The organism is Rhizobium anhuiense bv. trifolii (assembly GCF_024346605.1).
Taxonomy (GTDB): Bacteria; Pseudomonadota; Alphaproteobacteria; order Rhizobiales; family Rhizobiaceae; genus Rhizobium; species Rhizobium anhuiense.
In genome coordinates this window covers 1047138-1069212 of the sequence record NZ_CP098801.1, presented here as the reverse complement: position 1 = coordinate 1069212, position 22075 = coordinate 1047138, and the positions used below count along the sequence as shown (strand labels likewise).

The 22075-nt window shown below is 60.3% G+C and carries 20 protein-coding genes; 13 read left to right on the top strand and 7 right to left on the bottom strand.

Going from position 1 to position 22075, the window contains the following annotated elements:
- Positions 1–29 precede the first annotated feature (29 nt).
- The 6 genes from NE851_RS05130 to NE851_RS05105 form a co-directional block, all read right to left on the bottom strand.
- A complete protein-coding gene (locus NE851_RS05130; protein ID WP_097544665.1) occupies positions 30–332 on the bottom strand; it encodes a hypothetical protein in 303 nt (100 codons plus the stop codon).
- A 9-nt stretch (positions 333–341) separates the two neighbouring features.
- Complete coding sequence (locus tag NE851_RS05125) at positions 342–1475, bottom strand: ABC transporter ATP-binding protein (RefSeq protein ID WP_097594725.1); 1134 nt, start codon at positions 1473–1475, stop codon at positions 342–344.
- A gap of 90 nt (positions 1476–1565) precedes the next feature.
- Positions 1566–2771 (bottom strand): ABC transporter substrate-binding protein, encoded by a 1206-nt coding sequence (locus NE851_RS05120; protein ID WP_047613511.1) that lies wholly within the window; start codon positions 2769–2771, stop codon positions 1566–1568.
- Between the two features lie 73 nt (positions 2772–2844).
- On the bottom strand, positions 2845–3702 hold the full coding sequence (locus NE851_RS05115; RefSeq protein WP_047613283.1) for a carbohydrate ABC transporter permease: 858 nt from the start codon (positions 3700–3702) through the stop codon (positions 2845–2847).
- Entirely contained in the window at positions 3699–4583 is an 885-nt protein-coding gene (locus NE851_RS05110) for a carbohydrate ABC transporter permease (RefSeq protein WP_047613282.1), read from the bottom strand. The genes NE851_RS05115 and NE851_RS05110 overlap by 4 nt, the downstream gene beginning before the upstream one ends.
- A gap of 13 nt (positions 4584–4596) precedes the next feature.
- Complete coding sequence (locus NE851_RS05105; RefSeq protein ID WP_047613509.1) at positions 4597–5754, bottom strand: Gfo/Idh/MocA family protein; 1158 nt, start codon at positions 5752–5754, stop codon at positions 4597–4599.
- A 318-nt stretch (positions 5755–6072) separates the two neighbouring features.
- Between NE851_RS05105 and yghX the strand changes: the two genes are divergently transcribed.
- A complete protein-coding gene (yghX, locus tag NE851_RS05100; protein WP_097594726.1) occupies positions 6073–6960 on the top strand; it encodes a YghX family hydrolase in 888 nt (295 codons plus the stop codon).
- Between the two features lie 65 nt (positions 6961–7025).
- Here the strand turns inward: yghX and NE851_RS05095 are convergent, their stop codons facing one another.
- Positions 7026–8399 carry an MmgE/PrpD family protein gene (locus NE851_RS05095; protein ID WP_254955494.1) on the bottom strand — a complete coding sequence of 458 codons (1374 nt, stop codon included), beginning with the start codon at positions 8397–8399 and terminating at the stop codon, positions 7026–7028.
- A gap of 39 nt (positions 8400–8438) precedes the next feature.
- On the opposite strand from NE851_RS05095, the gene NE851_RS05090 reads away from it, so the two are divergent.
- From NE851_RS05090 to NE851_RS05035, 12 genes are all read left to right on the top strand, one after another.
- Positions 8439–9413, top strand: coding sequence for a LysR family transcriptional regulator (locus tag NE851_RS05090; RefSeq protein ID WP_176707406.1), 975 nt, complete (start codon positions 8439–8441; stop codon positions 9411–9413).
- Between the two features lie 37 nt (positions 9414–9450).
- A complete protein-coding gene (locus NE851_RS05085; RefSeq protein WP_028756484.1) occupies positions 9451–10356 on the top strand; it encodes a LysR family transcriptional regulator in 906 nt (301 codons plus the stop codon).
- A 178-nt stretch (positions 10357–10534) separates the two neighbouring features.
- Positions 10535–11479: an ABC transporter permease gene (locus NE851_RS05080; protein WP_047615028.1), complete on the top strand. Its 945-nt coding sequence runs from the start codon at positions 10535–10537 to the stop codon at positions 11477–11479.
- The gene (locus NE851_RS05075; protein WP_017992060.1) at positions 11476–12294 is read left to right on the top strand and encodes an ABC transporter permease; all 819 of its coding nucleotides are present in this window, start codon (positions 11476–11478) and stop codon (positions 12292–12294) included. Before NE851_RS05080 ends, NE851_RS05075 begins: the two co-directional genes overlap by 4 nt.
- Positions 12291–13919, top strand: coding sequence for an ABC transporter ATP-binding protein (locus NE851_RS05070; protein ID WP_097622822.1), 1629 nt, complete (start codon positions 12291–12293; stop codon positions 13917–13919). Before NE851_RS05075 ends, NE851_RS05070 begins: the two co-directional genes overlap by 4 nt.
- A gap of 1 nt (position 13920) precedes the next feature.
- Positions 13921–14784 (top strand): serine hydrolase, encoded by an 864-nt coding sequence (locus NE851_RS05065; RefSeq protein ID WP_097594730.1) that lies wholly within the window; start codon positions 13921–13923, stop codon positions 14782–14784.
- Between the two features lie 24 nt (positions 14785–14808).
- A complete protein-coding gene (locus NE851_RS05060; RefSeq protein WP_097544671.1) occupies positions 14809–16353 on the top strand; it encodes an ABC transporter substrate-binding protein in 1545 nt (514 codons plus the stop codon).
- A 134-nt stretch (positions 16354–16487) separates the two neighbouring features.
- Positions 16488–17936 carry a M20 family metallopeptidase gene (locus NE851_RS05055; protein ID WP_097594731.1) on the top strand — a complete coding sequence of 483 codons (1449 nt, stop codon included), beginning with the start codon at positions 16488–16490 and terminating at the stop codon, positions 17934–17936.
- A gap of 145 nt (positions 17937–18081) precedes the next feature.
- A complete protein-coding gene (locus NE851_RS05050) occupies positions 18082–19215 on the top strand; it encodes a transporter substrate-binding domain-containing protein (protein ID WP_097594732.1) in 1134 nt (377 codons plus the stop codon).
- Between the two features lies 1 nt (position 19216).
- Entirely contained in the window at positions 19217–19840 is a 624-nt protein-coding gene (locus tag NE851_RS05045; RefSeq protein WP_028756477.1) for an ANTAR domain-containing response regulator, read from the top strand.
- Between the two features lie 188 nt (positions 19841–20028).
- Positions 20029–20874: a nitrilase family protein gene (locus NE851_RS05040; RefSeq protein WP_028756476.1), complete on the top strand. Its 846-nt coding sequence runs from the start codon at positions 20029–20031 to the stop codon at positions 20872–20874.
- 29 nt (positions 20875–20903) lie between these two features.
- Positions 20904–22052: a substrate-binding protein gene (locus tag NE851_RS05035; protein ID WP_047613269.1), complete on the top strand. Its 1149-nt coding sequence runs from the start codon at positions 20904–20906 to the stop codon at positions 22050–22052.
- The last annotated feature ends 23 nt before the right edge of the window (positions 22053–22075 follow it).

Below are 22075 nucleotides of genomic sequence, written 5' to 3'. Positions count from 1 at the left end.
AGGAACGTCGCTCGGCGGGGCTCAGTGCGTCACTTGGGCATATCGTGAAGGTATGTTTCAAACTTTGACCAGAACTGGTGGTCAAATACAGTTTCTTTGTCGAGCTTTAGCTGCCGTGCCATGCCGATGCATTCACTGGCGTTTAGTTTGATCGTTTTTCGAGATTTGATAAGCTCTAAAAACAGACCCTCGAAAGCCATTTCATATTCTCGATTGTCCAGATAAAGCCCAATGGCCTCAACGGATTCAGCATCGAGATCTGCGCGTGACATCACGCTTCGCACAAACTGATCGATCGGCTCAAAATCATCGCTTGTTTGCCCGCGCGGCATGTATCCGTCCTAGGCGGCCGTCGGATTGATGAGGTTCATATCGATTTCGGTCAGTTCCACGCGCCGCTCTAAGGCAATGCCCGCCTCGTCGAAGAGGTGGCAGTCCGCGGCATTGATGCCGGTTGCGACAGGCGCATCCGCGCGGATGCCGACGCTGCCGGGCAGCATGGCGCAGAAATTCTCGGCCTCGCCGTTGAGCGAGGCGTAAGCGACCGTATTTGCCCCGAGGCGCTCGATGACCGTCGGCGTCACGGTAAAGACGATATCGCCGCCGCCGAGCTGGATATGCTCCGGCCGGATGCCGAGCGTCAAAGCCTTGCCGACCATGCCGTCGCGCGGCGTCACGGGCAGCACGGCTGTCTGGCCCTGATAATCCACCTCGATTCCATTGGCGCTGACGCCCTTGCAGGTCACCGGCAGGAAATTCATTTTCGGATTGCCGATGAAGCCGGCGACAAACTGGTTTGCCGGCTTGTGATAAAGCTCCAGCGGCGCCCCGGTCTGCGAGATATCGCCGGAATCGAGCACCACGATACGATCGGCCATGGTCATCGCCTCGACCTGATCGTGCGTCACATAGATCATCGTCGCCTTCAACTGCCTGTGCAGCTTGGCAAGCTCGATGCGCATGTCGGCGCGCAGTGCTGCGTCGAGGTTGGAAAGCGGCTCGTCGAACAGGAAGATCTTCGGTTCGCGCACGATGGCGCGGCCGATCGCGACGCGCTGGCGCTGGCCACCGGACAGCATGCCGGGTTTCTGCTGCAACCGCTGTTCGAGGTGAAGGATGCGGGCGGCATTTTCCACCTTGGCCTTGAGCTTTTCCTCTTCCATCCTTTCGACGCGAAGCGGGAAGGCAATGTTTTCGAAAACTGTCATGTGCGGATAGAGCGCGTAGGACTGGAACACCATGGCGATGCCGCGCTTGACCGGCGGCAGGTCATTGACCCTGATACCATCGATAACGATATCGCCCGCGCTCGTCGCATCGAGACCGGCAATCATGCGCAGCAGGGTGGATTTGCCGCAGCCTGACGGGCCGACGAAGACGACGAACTCGCCGTTCCTCACCTCGAGCTGCACGCCCTTCAGAACTTCGTAGTCGCCATAGAACTTCTGAACTTTGTTGAGAAGGAGCTGTCCCAAAAATCTGTCTCCACCGGCGGCCTTGTCGCACATTCGATCGGGAAGGGATCGCGGGCTGTGCACCCGCGATCCCAAAGAGTCCAAAGCGTTTTACTTGAACGCTTCGATTTCGCCGGCAGCCTTCTTCAGCGCGGCTTCCGGTTCGGCCTTGCCCGTCACCACCGACTGAATCATCTCGATGATCGAGTTCTGGAAGCCCTTGTAGTCGGTGAAGAGCGGTTCGGGACCACCATAGTTGATACCCTCGATGAGCGGCTTCCAGTAAGGATCCTTGGCGACGAACTCGTCGACCTTTGCCGACGGGCGCAGCGGGGTCAGGCCGGCACCGCCCTGCAGCTCGTATTCCGACTGGACGTCGGGCGAGGTGATGAACTTGGCGAATTCCGTCGCCTTCTCCTCGACCCCCGAACCCTTGAAGATCGCCAGGCTGTCGGTGATCAGCAGCGTGCCGGGCCCCTTGGCGTCGGGACCGAGCGGCAGCGTCGCAATGCCCCAGGCAATCTTCGTCTCCTTCAGCCTGGAGGCGGCGCCCGATCCTGCCTGGATCATGGCGACCTTGCCGTCGAGGAAGATGGCGCGGACTTCGTTCTGCTCATAGGCCGTCGGGCCTTCCTCGGAATAGGGGACGATATCCTTGTAGGCCTTCAGTGCGGCGAGAATCTGCGGGCTGTCGAGCGTGACCTTGCCTTCGGCATCCGTCACCGCGCCGTTGTTGGTGTAAACCCAATGCATGAACTGGTGCATCGTGTTGTCGAAGGTCTTGGCGGAGAGACCGAAGCCCGGAATGCCGGTCTTTTCCTTGATGGTCTTGGCCATCTCGATTTCTTCAGCCCAGGTCTTCGGCGGCTTTTCGGGATCGAGGCCGGCCTGCTTGAAGAGGTCCTTGTTCCAGTAAAGCGCCTTGGTGGAGAAAGCGATCGGGACGCCCCACTGGGTATCCTCGAAGGTCACCGTGTCGACGATGTGCGGATAGTAGCTCTTCTTTTCGTCATCGGTCATCGGCACCGGGACGATCAAGTCGTTCTGCGCGAATTCCTTCAGCGTGCGCGAGCCGACATAGGCCATGGCAACGGGCGTGCCGGCGGCGGCGAGCGTCGTTGCCTTGTCCTGGCACTGCGCCCAGCCGACAACTTCGGGCGTGACCTTCCAACCTGCGTTCTTTTCTTCCCACTGCTTGATGTATTTGGTGTGGACCGGGTCGATCGTGTCGCCGCAATAGATCCAGCTGATTTCCTTGTCGGCCGCCTGGGCAGTGACTGCGGTCAATGCCGTCGAACCGAGCAAGGCGAGGGCCATCAGGCCTGTCTTGATGGTAATGCTCACGTCGTGACTCCCATTCTTGTGTTAGCTGTTCACTCGTTTTTTGGTCTTATTGTTTCACCGCACCGGCGGTCAGCCCGCCGACAAGGTAGCGCTGAAGGAAGAAGATGACGACCATCGCCGGCGCGATACCGACGAAGGAAGCCGCCATCAGTTCGTTCCAGATGACCTCCTGCTTGCCGAAGTAAGCAAAGAGCCCCACCGGCAAGGGCATGTATTCGCTCTTCGAGTTGAACGTCAGCGCGAAGATGAATTGCTGGGCGTAAGCGCCGATGAAGGTGGTTATGGCGACGACGATAATCCCCGGCATCGCAATGGGCAGGATGACACGGCGCAGCGTGTAGAAATGGCTGGCGCCATCCATGTAGGCCGCTTCGTTGAGCTCCTGTGGAATGCGGATCATATAGGTGCGCAACAGCCAGATCGCCGACGGGATCAGGAAGGCGACGCCCGGCACGATCATGGCGAGATAGGTGTTGAGCACGCCCATGCTGCGCATCAGCCGGAAGAGCGGGATCAACAGCACGGCGCCGGAGAACATGTTCACCGTCAGGAACGCGCCGAGCAGGATCCCCATGCCCTTGAATTCGAACTTCGCGAAGGCGTAAGCCGCCGGAATGACGAGGCAGAGCACGATCAGCGTGACGATGATCGAGATGAAGAACGAGTTGAAGATATAGCGCCCGAAGCCCGGCACGCTGATCCACATTGTCCGGTAGGCTTCGAACGAGCCGTTCTCCGGCCAGAAGCGGTAGGGCGAGGAAAAGAGCTGGGCGAGCGGCTTCAGCGACACCAGGAAGCCCTCGACGAAGGGCGACAGCACGAAGAACAGAAACATTGCGATGCCGCAATAGATCAGGATGATTTCCCACCAGCGGTAACGGTCGATCATGGCGGCACTGCTCATGCGCGCTTCTCCGGATTGAGACGGCGGGTGACGCGGAAATAGGCGAAGCAGAAGAGCGACAGGAAGATGCAGATCAACACGGCGCGCGCTGCACCTTCACCATATTTCTTCGAACCGATCGCCGTCTGATAGGTATCGATGATCATCGTCGTCGTCTCGCCGCTCGGTCCGCCCTGCGTCAGGATCCAAATGATGTCGAACGAGTTGAAGGTGGCGATCAGCGACAGCATCGACATGGTGATGATCGCCGGAACCATCAGCGGCAGGGTGATGCGGCGGAAGCGGTACCAGCGGCCGGCGCCGTCGGTCCAGGCAGCCTCATAGAGATCCTTCGGAATGGATTGGATCGCCGCCAGGAAGTAGATCGTCACCAGCGGCACGCCGATCCACACATCGGTGATGATCGTTGCCCAGAAGGCGGTGCTGCCATAGGCGAGGAAGGCGACCGGGCCGTCGACGAGACCGAAGCGCTGCAACAGGCCTGATATCATTCCGAACTGGCCGTTATACATCCAGCCCCACATGAAGATGCCAATGGCCATCGGCACGATCCATGGCGGCATGGTCAAAAGCCGGAACAAGGAGCGGCCTGGTACGGCGGCATTCAGCATGCATGCGCCGAAGGTGCCGATCACCATTTTCAGGGCGACCGAGAAGAACGTCCAGATGAAGGTCCGGAAGATGACTTCCGCAAACCGCTCATTGAAGATCTTCTCGTAGTTGATCCAGCCCACCCAATTGGTGGTCTTCCTCAGCGATGCATCGGTGAAGGAGAGAATGAACGTATCGACCAGCGGATAGGCGACGATCGCCAGAACATAGAGGACAGCCGGGAGAAGAAGGATCCAGGCGAAGATGACCGTGCTTCTTTGAACACTCATCTTGCCGCTCTCCTCAAGCCGCTCTTGCGTGAAGGGCTTCGTCGAAACGGTCCCAGATCGGCCTGAGATCGACGACCGTTTTCTTCATCCTCGCCTCGTCCATCGCCAGAGCCAGAATGCCGGCTTCGAGCGCATTCAGCGTGGAAACAGGAAGTTCGAGCCCGGTGCGCACGCTTTCAAGCAGGTCGCTCGCCATCTGTTCATCGGCGCCGTAATGCTGGGAGAGCTCGGTGGCGGCATATTTGTTTTCGACCACCTTGTTGCCGGTCAGCTGTTCGTGAACGTCGAGATAGCCGCGCACGAAATCGCCTTCAGCCATGCCGCGCGACCCCATGATGGCGAAACGGCGGAACTGGTCGGGCACGTTGAGATTGGTGTGAAAGTTCATGCCGACGCCATTGGCATATTCGACGATCGCCACCTGGTAGTCGATGATATCGGCATCGCTGTCGAAGACCTTGTCCGAGCCCATCCATCCGCTCGGCTTGCGGTGGAAGAGTTCGAGGTCGTTGATGCCCTCGCGCGCCGGATCGTTGGCCGGAATGAAGCTCTTGCGGCCGCCGAAACTGGCGACGCGTTCCGGTCGTGCGCCGACGACGCCATTGTAAAGATCGAGGTCATGGCAGCATTTCTCCAGCATGAAGCTGCCGGAGTAACGCTCGTAGCGGCGCCAGTCGCGCATGAAGAAGGCGCCGTGATAAGGCTCGATATGTTCGGAGGCCTCGATCGACACGATCTGACCGAGCTTGCCCTCGGCCTGGATGGCGCGGAGATCCTTATAAAGAGGGGAATAACGCAGCACGAGACCGACCATCAGCCGCTCGTGGCCGAATTTTGCCATCAGATGGGCAAGCTCGATGCTTTCTGCGATGGTCGTGACGATCGGCTTTTCACAGAAGACCTTGAGACCGGCCTGAAGGCCGAGCCTGATATGGTCGAGATGGAGGTGATTGGGGGAGCCGATCATCAGCAGATCGAGCTTTTCGGAAGCGAGGAGTTCTTCCGGCGAACCATAGGCCTTGCCGACTGAAATGCCCTTTTCCGTCAATCCGGGAAGTCCGGCGGGTTCCGGATCCACATAGCCGACAATGTCGAAGCTGCTATCGATTGCCTTGAAAACATAGCCGAGATAGCCGAGCCGGAATCCTAGCCCAATGATTCCCACTTTCATGCCGATCAAGTTCCCATTTAGTAATTTATTTTCTTTAAGTTGGGACAAAAATCGAGAGGCGTCAATAGAAAACGGGCATCAAAGCGCGAGTATGAAATTAATTTTCATAGATCGATAGCCGGCGGCCCATTACCTGCAACAACTGGGTGGACGCGGTTCGCCGGATGGACGCAGCGCACATGCTCCCGAAGCCAAGGCAGTCATTCAGCGCCGGTTGCCCCAGCCGACAAGCTCACGCGAAACTCGCGAAATGTTGAAAAGAGTCGCGAGCTTACCTGTGTAGGATGGTGCGAGAACAAGGAGGCAGGAGGAGCCATCATGACGCGCATGACAGCCAAGGATTTCCCTCAGGAACTTCTCGAACTCTACGATTATTACGCCCACGGGAGAATTACCAAGCGTGAGTTTCTCGACCGGGCCGGCAAATTCGCCGTCGGCGGCGTGACAGCCGCCGCCATTCTTGCGTCGCTGAGCCCTGACTATGCGCTGGCGACCCAGGTCGAGTTCACCGATCCCGATATATCAGCCGAATACATCACCTATCCCTCGCCAAAGGGAAATGGAGATGTGCGCGCCTATCTCGTCCGCCCGAAAAACGTGACCGGCAAAGTCGCGGCCGTGGTGGTCGTTCACGAGAACAGGGGCCTGAACCCCTATATCGAGGATGTGGCGCGCCGCGTGGCAAAGGCGGGTTTCGTAGCACTTGCCCCGGATGGCCTGACGTCGGTCGGAGGCTACCCCGGCAATGACGAAAAGGGGCGGGAGCTTCAGCAGAAGGTCGACCCGGAAAAGCTGATGAACGACTTCTTCGCGGCGGTCGAATTTTTGATGCATAACGATCTCACCACCGGCAAGGTCGGCATCACCGGCTTCTGCTATGGCGGCGGCGTCGCCAACGCCGCGGCGGTGGCCTATCCGGAACTTGCCGCAGCCGTGCCCTTTTACGGCAGGCAGCCGCGCACCGAGGACGTGCCGAAGATCAAGGCGCCCTTGCTTCTCCATTATGCCGGGCTGGACAAGGGGATCAATGAAGGCTGGCCGGCCTATGAAGCTGCGCTGAAGGCATCGGGAAAAACATTCGAGGCCTACATCTATCCCGACGTCAATCACGGCTTTCACAATGATTCCACGCCCCGCTACGACGAGGCGGCAGCCAAGCTCGCCTGGCAGCGAACGGTCGACTGGTTTACGAAATATCTCGCCTGAGAAGGCCGGATTTGAACGAGCTGCGGCGGGGAGCCTTTCCCCGCTGCTATCCGTCCCGTGGCCTGTCAAGGCGACTGACGGCCTGTGATCAGGTTCCAGAAGGGATCGTCGCCGGACAGGTTTTCAAAATCGGCAAGCCCGAGAAGCTGCAGGAAAGAGGCCTCGGACACATTCCGATTTCCCCAGCGCAAGCAGTCCATGAACTTGACTTCGCGTTCCTGCACACTCATCGGCGCTTCGAGCGATCCCTTTGCGTGCAAGCGAGACTTGCTCAAGATGCGCCCATCGCGCGTCGTGACGGTGACGACGTGCGGGAGGCGCTCCACACCTTTTTCCTCTTCAGTCGAATAGGACTGCATTTCGATGCATGGCATGAATTCCCGGATTTCCGGCCGTTCGATCTCCTGCCACGTAAAGTCCGAAAGGCTAAGAGATCCCTTGAGGAAGGCTGTCGCCAGGCAATATTGCATCGAGAAGCGGGCCTGCATCTCGTCGGCGGGGTTGGCATAAGCCAGGTTGCGGGCAGCGGATATGCCGACTTTCGTCTCGATCCTGGCAATGTCGCCCTCCAGAAGCCCATGCTCCTGCTTCAGATCCAGAAGCGCGTCGATGGCGCGATGGGTCGAGGCGCAACAGGGATGGCGCTTGGTCACCACGCCTCGGCTTTCGATGACATGTTCCTCCTCGAAGGTCAGTCCCTGCCAGCCCTTGGCATCATCGCCCCCGAAGAGATCGAGGAAGCCTTGCGGCCGCTCGAGGATATCCGGCCGCCCGCTCATGCCCGCCATTGCCATGCGCGCCGCATCCACGGCATGGCGCGCGGCAATGCCGGCGTGAAGCGGTTTGGCGGTCGTGCCGAATTGCCCTTTCGGGCCGCAGGCGAAGCTCGTCGCCAGGCTCATCGCCGCGACGAGTCTCTCTTCGTCGGCGCCGAGAAGCCGTGCCACGCCAGCCGCGGCCCCGATGCTGCCGACCGTCGCCGTTGCGTGCCAGCCCCTGTTGTAGTGAGAGGGATTGACGCCAAAGCCGACCGCCGCCTGCGCTTCCAGCCCGGCTAAATAGGCCTCGAGAAACCGTCTTCCGCTCGTCACCTTGCCGCTGGTCAGAACCGCCAGCAGTGCGGGCACCAGCACCGCGGAAGCATGCGCCCTCGCCGGATGGAAATTGTCATCGAAATCCAGCGCATGCGCCGCGGTTGCGTTGATGAGCGCGGCGAGCGAGGGCGAGGCGGAGCCGCCGGTGACGAGCCGCGCTTCGCCGTCTTGGGAGATTTCCCCGTCGAAGGCGCGGATGAGTGCGGCAACGCTTTGATCGCTGCTGCCTGCAATCATGCAGCCGATGGTGTCCACCACAGCATCTCTTGCCCGGTCCATCGCGCGGTTTGAGAACGCCGTTCGCGACAGGAGCTGTTCCGCGATCTTCCGGAGAATGGTGGCCATTGACGAAAGTCTTTCCGTGAGTTTGGTTCTCCGCGGAAAATGTTCAACTTTCCGCAGCTCCGCAATCTTATGCGGATCGCGGGTAGGGCTATCGACATTGGAGATAGAATGGCGCGAGACACGAGTGCGGCGATCAGCCTGAAGCATATCGAGGCCTATGACGCCATCGCCGCGACGGGCTCGACGATCGCCGCTTCCGTCGAGCTCGGGATCTCGCAATCGAACGCCAGCCGCTTGCTGCAGCAACTGGAAGACTATCTCGGCGTCCGGCTTTTCGAACGGGAAAAGAACCGGCTTCAACCGACCCGCGAGGGGCTGCAGCTCGGCCCGGAAATCCGGGCCATTTCCGACCGGCTGCGCGCCTTGAAAACCGCGGCGATGGAGCTCGAGAGCGGTCGGTCGCGCGAGATCATGCTGCGGCTCGCCTTTCCCTCCAGCCTTTCCTCGACGCGCATTCCGAAGCTGGTGAAGAATTTTCTCGCCGCCAATGGTCCGATGCGCGTCGAAGTCGCGTCCGGCAGCTATCTGGCAATCGAACGGATGGTGGCCGACGGCGAAGCCGATCTCGGTTTCGCGCGGCTGCCACTGATGAGCCCGGGGTTGAAACAGGAGAAGATCCTGTCGTCGCGGATTGTTTGCGTCCTGCATAATGATCATCCCAAGGCCGGCAGCCGCCTATTGTCGGTCGGCGAGCTGAAGGGGCAGGATCTGATCATGCTGAACAGGGAGCGGCCGGTTCGCCATGAGCTGGAGGCGTTGTTCTACAAGGCCGGCATCCGCCAACGCCCCCTGCTCGAGGCGCATTCGGTGGCGAGTGCCTGCGCTCTGGCCGCCCAAGGGCTCGGCATTGCGCTGGTCGGTGAGATCATCGCCCGCGAATATGCGACGCTGCCGCTGCAGTTCATCCCGCTCGAACCGGAACTGCCGGTTGCATACGCGCTGATCAGCGGCGAGAAATTTCCGATGCCCAAGGCCGCCAGCCTCTTCCTTCAAAGCATTTCGGACTGGGCATGATGACGGTGCTTGGACTGTCCCGGGGGATCGCAAACGCATGAATATCAAGCAACTGGAAGTCCTGCGCACGCTTCTGGCGACGGGGTCGACGATTGCCACGGCAAAGACGATGGGTCTCAGCCAGTCCGGTGTCAGCCGCCTCCTCCAGCAGCTCGAGGCGGATCTTTCGATGTCGCTTTTTGTGCGCGACAAAGGCCGTCTCATTCCCACGCCCGAGGCCCTGCTTCTTGCCCGCGATGCCGAGAACATCTTGCTGGCGGTCGATCGGATGTCGGGTCATGCGGAGGACCTAAGAAGCGGCGCCGCCGGTCCGGAGATCGTCCGCATCGGCCTGCCGAGCAGCATGTGGGAGCATTTCGCGCCGGCCATGCTGGTCGATTATATCAGGGATTTCCCCGGTGTGCGGATCGAGACCTTCTTCGAGACGACGACTGCGATCAACAAGCTTGTCGAGCAGAGGGTGATCGATTTCGGCTTTCTGCGCATGGAGGGCGAGAGCGGACCGGGCATCGAGGTCGAGCGCGTCGCCACCGGCGAAAGCGTCTGCGTCGTTCCGAAGGATCATCCTCTTGCGAAACTGGAGGAAATCACGGTCAAGAATTTGCGCGACGTTCCTCTCATTCTGATCGGGCGCCAACGGCCGAACCGCATGGCGCTCGACCAGACCTTCCGGCGAGCCGGCATCAAGCAGATCGTCAAGATCGAGACACATACCAACAGTTCCGCCTGTTCCTATGTCGCGCATGGCCTTGGGGTCACGATCATCAGCAGCTTTTATGCCAATCTCTATCGCCACCTGCCGGTGGTTCACCGTCCTTTCGTGCCACGCGCGACCCAGGAATTCGGATTGGCGAGGGCGGTCGGGACGCCACTCTCGATTGCTGCCCACGCTCTGAGCGACGCCTTGAAGCGACAGATCCGGCTTTCGCAAAAAGACGTTTGAAATTAAGCTATTAGCCTGAAGCCTTGCGCGAACGCAGTCGCTTTGGTTGCGGTCGTATTCCGCATAGACTTATGACGGAATCGCATAATATTGCGGATATTTCTTCATTCGATCATAGTCTGCGGCAACGAAACCGATGGCGCCGGGCACAGTCCGTCGCCCATCGCGGGGAACAAAAATGCTGAAATTCGTTCTAAACCGCCTGCTGATGGCATTGCCGACGATCGTCCTCGTTTCGGTGACTGTCTTCACCCTGATCCGCTTCATACCCGGCGATCCGGCGGCACTGATGCTGGGGGATATGGCTGAGCCGGATCAGATCGCGGCAATGCGCTCGGAACTCGGCCTCGACAAATCGCTGCCTGAGCAGTTCCTGATCTGGACCGCCAATGTCGTGCAGGGTGACTTCGGCCGCTCGATCGTCAATGACGAGGCGGTGCTGCCGCTCGTCGCTTCACGTTTTCTGGTCAGCGCCGAAGTCGTCGTCGTCGCCGTGCTTCTGGCAAGCCTCATCGCCGTGCCGGCCGGCGTCATCGCCGCCTGGCGGCAAAACAGTCTGACGGACCTTGCGCTGGTCGGCACGGCCACGATCCTGCTGTCGATCCCGACATTCTGGCTCGGCCTCCTGCTTCTGCTTTTCTTCGGCTTGAAACTCAGCTGGCTGCCGGTGCTCGGCTATGTCTCGATCGGCAGCAACCTCACCGGCGGCCTGCTCTATCTCGTGCTGCCGATCATGACTCTGGTCATTCACGAGATGGGTGTGTTGATCCGCATGGCACGCGCCTCGACGCTGGAAGTGCTGCGTCTCGACTATATCACCCACGCCCGGGCCAAGGGGCTTTCCGAAAGCGCCGTCCTCTGGCGGCACGCCTTCAAGAATGCCTTCGGCCCGACCTGGACAGTCATCGGTCTGATCCTCGGCAATCTGCTCGGCGGCATTGCCGTCATCGAGACGGTCTTCACCATTCCGGGACTCGGGCGACTGATGGTCGACAGTATTTTTGCCCGCGATTACCCGGTGATCCAGGGGTGTCTGCTGTTCGTCTCGCTTTCCTATGTGCTGGTCAATTTGGTCGTCGACCTGCTCTATCCCTTGTTCGATCCGCGGGTAGTCGCCGAATGAAAAACGTCACGTTCAACGGCTTCATCGGCAGCATTCTGATTGCCGCATTGCTCATCTCCGCTGCGATAGGCCTTTTCTGGACCCCCTATGATCCGATGAAGCTCGGCTTCACCGCGCGGCTGGCGGCGCCAAGCAGCGCCCACTGGCTCGGAACCGACGAATTCGGCCGCGACGTACTCAGCCGCCTGATCGTCGGCGCCCGGGCGAGCGTCTGGATCGGCACCTTGACGGTCACATTCGCGACGGTCTGCGGCACGCTGATCGGTCTCGTCAGCGGTTACGCCCGCGGTTGGATCGATGCAGTCATCATGGCCGTCAACAATGCGCTTCTCGCCTTTCCGGGCATTTTGCTGGCGCTCGGTTTGCTCGCCGTCTTCGGCGCCAACCAATATGGCATCATCTTCGCGCTGGGCATTGCCTATTCGCCCTCGATGGCCCGGGTTGTCCGGGGTGCCGTTCTGTCGCTGCGCGAGCGGGAGTTCATCGAGGCTTCCAAGGTGATGGGCAATGGCGAGCTCTACACCATGTTCCGCCATATCCTCCCCAATTGCATCGCCCCGATCACCGTGCTTGCGACCTCGATGTTCGGCTGGGCGATCCTTTCGGAAAGCGCGCTCAGCTTTCTCGGCCTCGGCGTGCCGCCACCGGCGCCCACCTGGGGCAACATGCTGGCCGCCGGCCGGCCATTCATCGAGCAGGCGGTCTGGCTGGGTCTCTTCCCGGGCCTGGCGATCGCCCTGACGCTCCTCGGCATCAATCTTCTGGGCGACGCTCTTCGAGACAAGCTTGATCCGCGGATGAGGGGACTGAAATGACCAAGGAAACGCTTTTGAATGTCCGCAACCTGTCGCTTCAGGTCGCCGGCACCGGTGTGCAGGTCGTCAAGAACGTGAGCTTCGACATAGCGCCAGGCGAGATCTTCGGCATCGTCGGGGAAAGCGGATCGGGCAAGACGCTGGCAACACGCGCCCTGATCTCGCTGCTGCCGGCGCCGATCAAGGTGATCGGCGGCTCCGTTGCCTATAAGGGACGCGACGTGCTTGCGATGAGCGCTGCGCAATTGCGCCAATTGCGCGGTGCGGAAATCGGTGTCGTCTTCCAGGAACCGATGACCTCGCTCAATCCCTCGATGACCGTCGGCCGCCAACTCGAAGAAGGGTTGCAGCTGCATACGAAATTTTCGCAGGAAGAGCGGCGCAGCCGGATCCTTGACATGCTGAACCGGGTCGGGATCCGCGATCCCGCCGGGGCGCTCACTTCCTATCCGCATGAATTCTCGGGCGGCATGCGCCAGCGCATCATGCTGGCATCGGTCATGCTGCTGAAACCGGCGCTGTTGATCGCCGACGAGCCGACGACGGCGCTCGATGCCGTGATCCAGCGCGAGGTCATGGAATTGATGGTGGAACTGACGCAGGCGGAAGGCACCGCCGTGCTGCTGATCAGTCACGACCTGCCGATGGTTGCCCGCTACACCAACCGCATCGTTGTCATGGAAAAGGGCGTGATCGTCGAAGAAGGACGCACCGCCGATCTGCTCGACGCACCACAGCGTGCCTATACGAAGAAACTGCTTTGCTCCCTGCCGTTCCGCGGAGAGACCCGGACGATCGACAAGACCAAGGCGCCGATGGTCTCGGCACGGGATATCGTCGTCGATTATCCGGGTCGGCGGTCGCTGATGAAGAAGGCAACGCCAAAGCGGGCGCTGCATGGCGTCAGCATCGATATCCACGAGGGCGAAGTCGTGGCACTGGTCGGCGGTTCGGGTTCCGGCAAGACCACGCTCGGCCGCACCATTGCCGGACTGGTCCGGGAGAGCGAAGGCGATATCCGGTTCAGGGGACGCAGCCGCGACGACAACTGGATGGACTATCGGCTGAATTGCCAGATGGTGTTCCAGGATCCTTATTCCTCGCTCGATCCGCGCATGACCATCGTCGCGCTTGTGGAAGAAGCGCTGCGGCTCGTTCCCGATCTCGACGCTGCGGCAAAGCGCAAGCGCGCCCTGGAGACGCTGGAGGAAGTCGGGCTTGGGGCCGACTACGCCGGGCGCTACCCGCATGAGCTTTCGGGCGGCCAGCGTCAGCGCGTGGCGATTGCCCGGGCCATTGCGCGCCGGCCGAAATTCCTGATCGCCGACGAACCGGTATCGGCCCTCGACGTGACGGTCAGGGCGCAGGTGCTCGAACTCCTGTCCGATCTGCAAAAACGCTACGGCTTTTCCTGCCTGTTCATCAGCCACGATCTCGGCGTGGTCGAACAGGTGGCCGATCGTGTCGTCGTCATGCAGGACGGCCGGATCATCGAGCAGGGCGACCGCGATACGGTTTTCGACAGCCCGAAGGAGGCCTACACACAACGGCTTCTCTCGGCCATCCCCGCTCTGGACCACAATGCTCAGGGCGGCGTGATCCTCAAATGGCGCCTGGAGAACTGACATGACGACGATGATTGAATCCGCAAAGCTTGCGGAGCGATTGAATACGATCTGCGATGCCCAGCCTTTCGTGACACGCTTCATGGTGCGTGCGCTCGGCAGCGGAGAAACGATCGGCAGAGGCGCGGACGAGGAAACGCCCTCCGCCAGCACCCGAAAGACCTCGATCATGATGGCAGCCTTGAAGGCCGCGCATGAAGGCCGCCTGGATCTGGACGAACGGATTACCTACGAAAAGCGTTTCGCCGAGGAAGTGGCAAGCGGGATGTTCCGCTATCTCAGCCCCGGAATCGTCATATCGCTGCGCGATGCCATCACCGGCATGATGGTGCTGAGCGACAATGTCTGCACCAAGATGGTCTTCGAAAGGCTGACGCTCGAAGAGGTCGACAATTATTGCAAGTCGATCGGCATGACAGGCACCAACCATCGCTTCCTCATCCCTCCCTTGGCGCTGTCGCCCGATCATTCCTTGAAGGCCGTCACCACGACGACGGCGCGGGATCAGGTCTATCTGCTGCAGACCATCCTGGATGCGCAGGATTCGCGGGACGCTGCGGACCGGCTCGGCTGCTCGCAGGCGCTGTGCGCTTACGCGCTTCAAACCCTGAAGAACCAGATCCTGCGCTATGCCATTCCTTCCCGGCTGCCGTTCGGGGTGCTCGTCGCCCACAAGGGCGGCACGGGAAAGCGCGGCCGCATGAATGCCGGCATCGTCTATCGCGACGGGACCCCCTTCTACATCATCGCCGCCTATACCGACGACGTGCCGCAGGAAATGCCGGACGGCACACCTGGCTATACGGTCGCGCTCGAAACCATCGGCAGGCTTTCACGCGCCTGCTGGGATGAACTCCGATCCTAACAATCCATAAAAGAGGGTAGAACAATGCATAAGCTTCTTCTCGCAGGCACCATGTTGATGGCGATGGCCGGCGTGGTCGATGCCCGCGATATCGTCGTGGCGCAAAGTTCCGATTTGCGCAGCGCCAATCCAGGCGTCAATCGCGACGGCAATACCGATGGCGTCATCCTGCATATTGTCGAAGGGCTCGTCGGCTATGCCAACAACGGCGAGGTCAAGCCGCTGCTGGCAAAGAGCTTCGAAGTCTCGGCGGATGGGCTGAGCTACAGCTTCAAACTGCGTGACGACGTCAAATTCCACAACGGCAAGAAATTGACCGCCGATGACGTCGTGTGGAACTGGAACCGCTATCTCAAGCCCGAAACGAAATGGACCTGCCTTCCTGACTTCGACGGCAGCGGCAGCGTGCATGTTACCGGGGTCAAGGCAGTCGATACTTCGACCGTCACCATCACGCTGGAAAAGCCATCCGCGGTCTTTCTTGGCCTGATGTCGCGCCCCGAATGTGGTTACACCGGGATCATCTCCCCGGAATCGGTCGGTGCGGACGGAAGCTTCATCAAGCCGATCGGCACCGGTCCCTTCAAATGGGATGAATGGAAGAAGGGCGAATATATCCATCTCGCCAAGTTCGACGATTATGTCTCGCCCCAGAACGACGGCAAACCCGACGGCATGGTCGGCTCGAAACGCCCTCTCGTCGATGGCATCAAGTTCATGGTCATTCCCGACGCTTCGACCGTAAAGGCCGGCCTTCAGTCCGGCGTGCTCGATACCGCGGAGATTTCACCGGATCTCATTCCCGAATTCAAGACGAGCGACACGATGCAACTGATCGTGGCGCGCAACAACGGCAAAAACCTCTTCTACATCCAGACGCGCGACAAGGTTCTGAGCAATCCCGGCGTGCGCCGCGCGATGGCGATGGCACTCGATCTCGACCAGCTCGTCGAGGCAGCCTCCAATGGCACCGGCACCGCCAACGGTTCGATGGTTTCGCAAGACTCGCTCTATTTCGACGATGTCCAGAAGGAGCGCCTGCCCTACGACATCGAGGCGGCAAAGAAGGAGCTTGCGGCCGCCGGCTACAAGGGCGAGCCGATTACCATCATCGCCAACAAGCGCAGCAACGTGCCAAGCTTCCCGGCCGCGGTGATGGCGCAGGCCATGATGCAGCAGGCAGGTCTCAACGTGCAGATCGAGGTGCTCGACTATGCGACGCAGGTCGATCGTCGCCGCTCCGGCAACTACCAGATCATCTCGCAATCGGTCGCGCCGCGGCTCGATCCGGCGCTGATGTACGGCTTCTATGTCGGCAACAAGGACAAGAACGCTTCCTTGATGTGGGATGACCCGAAGGCGGTCGAGTTGATGAAGGCGGCCTATGGGGAGCCCGACCAGACGAAGCGTCAGGCGATCTTCGACGAGTTTCACACGCTGATGCTCAAGGAAATGCCGGGCATCTTCCTCTATGACATGGTCGATGTCTGGGGCGCGACCAAGAAGCTGAAGGGCCAGCCCGTCTGGCAATCGAATGCCCGTCTTTGGGAAGTTTCGCTCGACAATTGAGCCTGAACGGCCGCGCCCGGTGGGTCGGGCGCCGCGATCCCGTTTCGACAGTGAACAGGAGAGCCGGCAGGCAGCCCTGCCGGGTCCGGTGAAACACATCCCTGTGGCGGCAGGACAGACAGCGAGGAAATGCCATGAATCTTGACGCGATCAGCTCCATTGCCGCGACGATCGAAAAGATGAAACCGGATTATATCACCCTCAGCGACGGTATCTGGGATTTCGCGGAGCTGAAGTTCGAGGAGCGGCGCTCGTCGCAATTGCTGGCCAGGGCACTCGAGGAAAACGGCTTTGCCGTGCGCCGCGGCGTCGCAGGCATGGAAACGGCCTTCATCGGCGAATCCGGCAGCGGCAAGCCGGTGATTGCTTTCCTCGGCGAATTCGATGCCCTGGCCGGAATGAGCCAGACCGCCGACGTGGCTGAGCCTCTTCCCCAGGCGGCGGGAGCAACCGGTCACGGCTGCGGGCATAATCTGCTTGGTGTCGGGTCGTTGATGGCGGCGGTTGCGCTTGCCCGTCACCTCAAGGAGAACAATCTGCCCGGGACGGTGCGCTATTACGGCTGCCCGGGAGAGGAGGGCGGTTCCGGCAAGACCTTCATGGTTCGCGCCGGCGCATTCGATGATGTCGATGCCGCCCTGACCTGGCATCCGGCTCCGTTCAACGGTGTTCGTTCGACGAACAATCTTGCCGTTCTCGAATATTACTATCGCTTCAGGGGTGTCGCGGCGCATGCCGCCAACAGCGCCCATCTCGGCCGTTCGGCGCTCGATGCAGTCGAACTCATGAATGTCGGCGTCAATTTCCTGCGGGAACACATGCCGCAGGATTGCCGCGTTCACTACGCGATCACCGACACCGGCGGCAGGGCGGCCAATGTCGTGCAGGCCAGCGCCGAGGTTCTCTATCTGATCAGGGCGCCCGACATGCCGCAGGCGCTTGAGCTTGCCGGGCGCGTCGAGAAAGTTGCACGAGGTGCGGCGACGATGACCGAAACCGAGGTCGAGATCGTGTTCGACACCGCCTCGACGAACCTTCTTCCCAACATCACGCTGGAAACGGCAATGCACGAGAACATGGTCGCGCTCGGGCCGATAGCCTTCGACGAGGCCGACATCGCCTTCGCCAGGAAAATCCAGGATACCTTCACTGAGGAAGCAATCAGGAGCAGCATCCGCCTCTATCAGATCAAGGGTGATGTGTTCTCCAATGCCAAGGTCGATGGCTCGACGCCCTTGCACACCGGTCTGCGCGATTTCGAAGGACAATCGCATTTCCGGGCCGGATCGACCGATGTCGGCGACGTCAGCTGGGTGACGCCGACCGCGCAATGCTGGGCGCCAGCCTGGGCGATCGGCACCAATCCCCATACCTGGCAGGTCGTCGCACAGGGAAAAAGCCCGGCCGCGCACAAGGCCATGGCACATGCGGCCAAGACGCTTGCGACAACGGGGCTCGCATTGATGTCGTCACCCGACCTCCTGGGAGCCGCGACGGACGAGTGGCGAGAAAAGACCAGCGGCAAAGCCTATACATGTCCGATCCCCGACAATGTGATGCCCGCAACGGTTCATGGCCGGTAGTTCCCGTCTCCGTCTGCTGTGACAACGGCCTGCATCGCACCCGCTTGCAGGATCCCATGAAAAAGCACTAAGGGTATGGAAGTCGAAAGCGCGGAACTGAGGCATTCACCGCTTTCGAACCTCCAACACGTCGGAAAAGGCAAAGATGACAAGCTCCGAATGGCGGGTGGGAGTGCTGTTTTCCAGAAGCGGAATTAGCGAAATTACGGAAACCGAGCACTTTCTTGGCACCGCACTTGCGATCGAGGAAGTCAATGCGGCGGGGGGCGTGCTTGGCAAGCCCATCGTTCCGATCGCCTATGATCCGGGCGGGGACCAAACCGCCTATCGCAATCTGGCCCGGCGCCTGCTCGCCGATGACGACGTCAATATCATTTTCGGTGCCTCGATGTCGGCCAGCCGAAAGGCGGTGCTGCAGATCGTCGAACGGCACAACGGACTGCTGTTTTATCCGTCGATGTACGAAGGTTTCGAATATTCGGAGAATGTAGTCTATACCGGCGCCACCCTCAATCAGAACACCTTCGCGCTTGCGGAATACCTTCTGCGCCACCATGGACGCCGGATCTACTTCGTCGGCGCGGATTATATTTATCCGCGCGAATCCAATCGGGTCATGCGGGATGTGGTAGAGGCAAAGGGCGGTGAAGTCATCAGCGAGCGATATCTTCCTCTTCATGCCGACGAACAAACCTTGCGTTCGGTGATTTCCGATATCGTCCGTCTCAAGCCCGATGCCATCTTCTCGACGATCATCGGCCGGCCGGCACAGCGTTTCTACCGCATGTATGCCGAGGCCGGAATCGATCGGACGCGGGTTCCGATTGCCAGCCTGACCATGGCCGAGAGTGAGATTCGCGAGATCGGAGCCGACGCCTGCACCGGCCATATTCTTTCGGCGACCTATTTCCAGACGGTCGAGAACGAGGCGAACGAGCGCTTCGTGGGGGCATTCAAGGCCCGTTTCGGCCAGGACTTCACCACGAGCGTCTGGTCGCAACCGGCCTATGCGCAGGTTCACCTTTTCGCCCGCGCACTTGCCCGGGCCGGCTCGCTCGAGACCCATCGCATTTCCGAAGAAATCCTTCTGGAAGATTATCTTGCTCCAGAGGGCCGGATCAACTTCGACGCCGATACCCGTCACCTCTGGTTGCATCCCCGCATCGGTGTGGCGCGCGCCGATGGGCTTTTCGACATTGCCTGGCAGGCGCCTGGCCCGATCCGGCCGGACCCGTATCTGACGGCGTCGAGGTTCGAAGACGTCTGGCTGGAGGCCTGAGATGGCGGGACCGAGCAGGATCGTTCAGGATCTGCGGCGCGCACGCGTTCTGGTTGTCCATCCGCGTGACGAGGACGGCAACGTGCTGATCGCTCACCTCAAGCGCCTTGGCTGCGAGGTCCGGGCCACCTGGCCGCTTCCGCCAGCCTTGCCTCCCGACGTGGACACCGTCTTCCTGCATGTCGAGGATGTGCATGTCGAGCACGCGCTTGAGATCATCGACCTCCAGCAGACGGCGATCATCGCCATCGTGACCTATGAGAGCCCGACAGCCCTCCAGGCGATCATCGATCTCAACGCCCACGGCGTTATCAGCAAACCGTTGCGGCCGCTCGGCATCCTGACGCAATTTGCGCTTGCACGCTATCGGCAGAGCTACGAAAAGCGGCTCGCCGGCAAGGTGCAGAAACTCGAGGAAACCTTGAAAAGTCGCCGGCTGGTCGAAAAAGCCGTTTCAGCGCTGCGGGCCATGAATGGTCTCGACGAGGCCGCGGCCTATAAGCTCTTGCGCGATCAGGCGACGTCAAAGCGCGTTCCGATGGCGACGATCGCCGAATCCATCATTGCCGCGCAAGACACCATGAAAAGCCTCGGACTTTCCATCGGCGCAAAAACTCAACCGTAAGTTGCCAGCACTTGCGTCGCTGAAAATGCCTGCTGACGCGGCTTGACGGTCACATTCTTTCGTGCAAGCCTAACGACAACGAGCAGGTTTGCTCAGCGGCAGGGCTGCCGCATTCACATCATGGCTATGTAGCCTCTGGTTCACGGATTGAATTCCGTGCCAGAGGTTTTTTGCGTTTGGAGACAAGATTGAGTGTCAAGACCTCAACCGCACGGGCGGTAACCGTCGCAACCGTCCAGTTCGAACCGATCATCGGTGATCGCGCCGGTAATCTCGCGGCTATCGAGCGGCTGGCGAAGGCGGCGAAGACCCAAGGCGCGGAGATCGTCGTTCTGCCGGAACTGGCCGATAGCGGCTACACCTTCCGTGACGGCGAGGAGGTTGCCGCATTGGCCGGCCCGGTACCCGGCGGCCCGAGTGCCGAGACGCTCCGCCGCCTTGCCGAGGAGTTTGGCCTTTACATCGTCAGCGGCATTGCCGAGCAGGATGGCGACCGGTTTTACAACAGTGCTCTTCTTTGCGGCCCCGAGGGATATATCGGCAAATACCGCAAGCTCCATCTGTGGAACAACGAAAACCGTCTTTTCAGAAAAGGCGATCTCGGACTGCCGATATTCGACCTGCCTTTTGGCCGTATCGGCATTGCCATCTGCTACGATGGCTGGTTTCCGGAAACGTTTCGTCAGTTGGCCCTGGCCGGCGCCGAGCTGGTCTGCGTGCCCACCAACTGGGTCCCGATGGCCGGTGCCGAAGGCGTTCCCGAGCCGATGGCCAATATCCTCCATAAGGCGGCCGCCCACACCAATGGCCTTTACATCGCCTGCGCCGACCGGATCGGCATCGAGCGCGGCCAGTCCTTCATCGGCCGCAGCCTGATCGTCGGCCCGCAGGGTTGGCCGATCTCTGGTCCGGCCAGTGCCGATCGCGAGGAAATCCTCCTTGCGCAAATCGATCTGTCGAGCGTGACGGAAACCCGCACGCTCAACAGCTTCAATCATCTGCTCGGCGACCGCCGAGCCGATGTCTACGGGTAATGTCAATCCACTCAAGAAAGGGGAACAAAATGCAAATGAAAACCATAATCCTTACACTGGCATCTGCGGCATTCGCCACCGCAGCTTTCGCCGAGGATCCGATCAAGATCGGCGTGCCGGTCGGGCTTTCAGGCGCAAACAGCGTGGTTGCGCCGTCCGTCGTCCAAGCTGCGGAGCTCGCCGTCGAAGAAATCAATGCCAAAGGCGGCGTGCTCGGGCGGCCATTGGAGCTTGAGATCGCCGACGATGCATCAGGGGCGGCCGGCGCGCAAAAGGCCTTCGATTCCCTGGTTTTCCAGAAGGAGGTGAACGTCATCATCTCCATGGAGACGAGTGCTGCGCGCAATGCCGGCCTGCCGATCGTTTCCAAGGGTGAGGTGCCATACATCTACACGTCCTTCTACGAAGGCAAATCCTGCAACGCCAATCTTTTCGTCGATGCCTGGGTTCCAGAACAGCAGGTGCCGCCTGTCGTCGACAATTTCATCAGCAAACAGGGCGCAAAGAAGTTCTTCCTGATCGGTTCGGACTATGCCTTCGGACGCGGCATGCTGACCTTCGCCAAGGGCTATATCGAAAAAGCCGGTGCTCAGATCGTCGGCGAGGAATATCTGCCGATCGACGGCAGCGATTGGACGGCCATCATCTCCAAGGTCCGCTCCTCCGGCGCCGATGCGATCATCACCTCGACGGCCGGCGGCGCACCGAACGTGACCTTGACCAAGCAGTTGCGTTCGTCTGGCGTCACCCTGCCTTACGGCAATCTCGCGGTCGACGAAGGCACCGCCAAGAGCATGGGCGCGGATGCCAAGGACATCTTCCTTTCGGCCTCCTACGTCACCGGCATCGACAGCCCGGAAAACAAGGCTTTTCTCTCGGCCATGGACAAGAAGTTCGGCAAGGAACTGCGCACGCCGAACGATCTCTCCGTGCCGCAATATGAAGCGATCTACCTTTACAAGGCAGCCGTCGAAAAGGCTGGCAACACGGATACGGCGGACGTGCTCAAAGCCCTTCCTGACGTCTCCTTCACCGGTCCGCGCGGCAAGATCTCCATGAACAAGCAGCACCACGCGCCGCTGACGATGTATCTTGGCCAGGTCAAGGACGACGGCAGCGTTGCAGTCGTCGATAGCTTCAAGGACGTCGATCCCGGCGATCAGTGCCCGAATCTCTGAAACCAGCGTGGCGGGGCAGGGCG